Annotated in this window: 3 protein-coding genes; all 3 read left to right on the forward strand. The window is 34.4% G+C overall.

Annotated features, from left to right (window positions below; translation table 11 throughout):
* Positions 1-320 precede the first annotated feature (320 nt).
* Genes tnpA through tnpC form a run of 3 tightly spaced genes read left to right on the forward strand, consistent with a single transcriptional unit; the run spans position 321 to position 2602 of the window.
* On the forward strand, positions 321-605 hold the full coding sequence (gene tnpA, locus ACHZC3_RS12220; protein WP_394760145.1) for an IS66 family insertion sequence element accessory protein TnpA: 285 nt from the start codon (positions 321-323) through the stop codon (positions 603-605).
* A 32-nt stretch (positions 606-637) separates the two neighbouring features.
* Positions 638-973, forward strand: a complete 336-nt coding sequence (tnpB, locus tag ACHZC3_RS12225) for an IS66 family insertion sequence element accessory protein TnpB (RefSeq protein ID WP_394760147.1) — start codon at positions 638-640, stop codon at positions 971-973.
* Between the two features lie 48 nt (positions 974-1021).
* A complete protein-coding gene (tnpC, locus tag ACHZC3_RS12230; protein WP_394760148.1) occupies positions 1022-2602 on the forward strand; it encodes an IS66 family transposase in 1581 nt (526 codons plus the stop codon).
* The last annotated feature ends 25 nt before the right edge of the window (positions 2603-2627 follow it).

Raw genomic sequence — 2627 nt, forward strand, 5'->3', positions numbered from 1 at the left:
TTATCTAAGGCGGGGAAAAACATTACTTTTAAGATCAATTTTTGTTGTCATTATTTTTTTTGAGGTGCTTTTACCCTACTTCAGATCTGGAAATTTTCAAGACGATTTAGCACCAAGACCTTTTCTTCATGGTGCGTATGATGTGCAATTTATGATTCAAAACGGAGATTCGCTTTCAAATATGGAAATGCCAATTAAACGAATATTTGTACACCGTGACGGATACCTTATCTTTCAGAATAATCAAGATGAAAGTATCCGCCCGACTAAGTCCATCTTTCAATTAATCTATAAACTTCTGATCTTTGTAATAAAAAGATATGGAACAACAAATACAGATGTATTCCTTTGTGGAAGAATGGAAATCTTCGAACTTAACAAAAGGAGATTTTGCTGCACAAAAATCCTTGCGTTATCATAGTTTCAATTACTGGATAAAAAAATACAACAAAGACCGTTCTTTAGAAGATTTACAATCTGATGTATCATTCTTCTCAGCTCCTGAAAGGATAGGCGAAAGCAAAAAAGTTTCGACCTTAAAATCATTGGATCGGAAAGCGATGTTTATCGAACTTCCCAATGGAATAAAAATCACCATTTACTGATGTTAGGTTTAAGTTCACAAGTCAAGTACCACATGTGTTGTACTTTAATTGATATGCGAAATGGATTTAATGGTTTAGCAGGATTGGTCAGGAATTATTTACAGAAAAACCCAACTACTGGCGACGTTTTTGTATTCATCAACAAACCAAAAACACACATAAAATTGCTTTATTGGGATGGAGATGGATTTGTGATATTTTACAAGCGATTGGAGCAAGGAACGTTTGATGTTCTTATAAATGATTCGACATCCAGAGAGCTAAAACGAGAAGAATTATTATTGATTTTAGAGGGGATAAAGTTACAGAATTACAAGAAAAAAAAGAGATACTTATCAAGAGAAAATTGTTCATTAAAACTCCTGTAAACACTAGGATAAAAGAGCTAATTTACGTATTTTTGATGCGTGGAAGAAATGCAAGATTTATATGATAATTACTCCAAAAATGAGCTTTTGAAATTACTCAACGGCCAGGAGAAAGTGATTTCAAAAATAGAATCTAACGTTACTAAATTAGAACAAGAGAATAGTTATCTTAAATTTCAAATCGAACAGTTTAAACGGGCAATGTACGGCTCTAAGAAGGAACGTTTCATTGCATCTGAAAATCCAGAACAGTTGTCAATTCCTTTTGAAATTGATGAACAGAAAGTTACAGAAGCAGTTAAGGCAGTAGTTGAAGAAATTACATATCAACGAAAAAAAGCAGGGTCTAAAAATCATCCTGGACGTTTGGCTTTACCGTCTCATTTATTTGTAAACGAAATCATTTTAGAGCCAACTGAAAACATAGAAGGATTAAAAATAATCGGACAAGAAATTACAGACGAATTAGAATATTCTCCTGCAAAATTATACATCAATCGTTACACCCGAAACAAATATATCACTCCAGAAGACGAGCAAGGAAGGCAAAAAGTTAAAATTGCTTCTCTGGATTTCCGCCCCATTCCAAAGTGTATTGCTGGACCCAATTTATTAGCTCAAATTGTGGTTGACAAATTTGTAGATCACTTACCATTATATAGACAGATTCAGCGTTTTTCAAGGGAAGGTGTAGATATTGCTCCATCAACAGTTGATTCTTGGGTTAAGTTAACATCTCAATTACTTCGCCCTTTATACGAATGTCATTATCAGCACACTGTATTGAATGGTTATTTACAAGTAGATGAATCGCCAATAAAAGTTCAAGACAAAGATAAGAAAAAGTATACTTTTGATAAAACAAGCGGTAGCGCAGTTGGCACGACCCATACTGGGTACATGTGGGTGTATCATGCTCCAATACTAAAAAGTGTTTATTTTGACTATCGGAAAGGTAGAACGCAACAAGGGCCTCAGGAAATGTTAAACGAATTTGAAGGTTATCTTCAAACGGATGGCTATGGTGTTTACAATCAGTTTGGTCTAAAAGAACAGATTACTCACATAGGATGCTGGGCACATGCCAGAAGATATTTTGAAAAAGCATTGGATTACAACAAAGCAAATGCTTCACATGTAATGGTATTAATTCAAAAATTATACGATGTAGAACGAAAAGCAACTTTATTAAAGTTAGATCCTGCTGAACGAAAATCCTTACGATTAGAAGAATCTCATCCCATTTTGAATGAAATAGGGACTTACATTGCCCTACAATCAAGAATAGAATTGCCCAAAAGTCCATTAGGCAGGGCTTATGACTATTGTCTGAACCGATGGAATACTTTACTCGATTATCTAAAGGATGGGAATCTTCAAATCGATAACAACCTTATTGAGAATGCAATTCGTCCATTAGCACTTGGAAGAAAGAATTATCTCTTTGCAGGTTCACATGATGCAGCAAAGAATATTGCCATGTATTATTCCTTTTTTGCCACCTGCAAGAAGAATGAGATTAATCCTCTCAAGTGGTTGAGTTATGTCTTAAAGAATATCAATAACACCAAAGTATCGGAAATTAATAAATTGCTACCGCAATATATTGATTGTAAATTATTGGATTAGATAGACGTGGTTCGTCGGGCGGATA

The organism is Flavobacterium sp. (genome assembly GCF_043720215.1).
GTDB lineage: Bacteria > Bacteroidota > Bacteroidia > Flavobacteriales > Flavobacteriaceae > Flavobacterium.

Bases quoted from the DNA above. Each gene is read 5' to 3' on its own strand.
- tnpC (WP_394760148.1), top strand. From the start codon at position 1,022: ATGCAAGATTTATATGATAATTACTCCAAAAATGAGCTTTTGAAATTA.
- tnpB (WP_394760147.1), top strand. From the start codon at position 638: ATGTGTTGTACTTTAATTGATATGCGAAATGGATTTAATGGTTTAGCA.
- tnpA (WP_394760145.1), top strand. From the start codon at position 321: ATGGAACAACAAATACAGATGTATTCCTTTGTGGAAGAATGGAAATCT.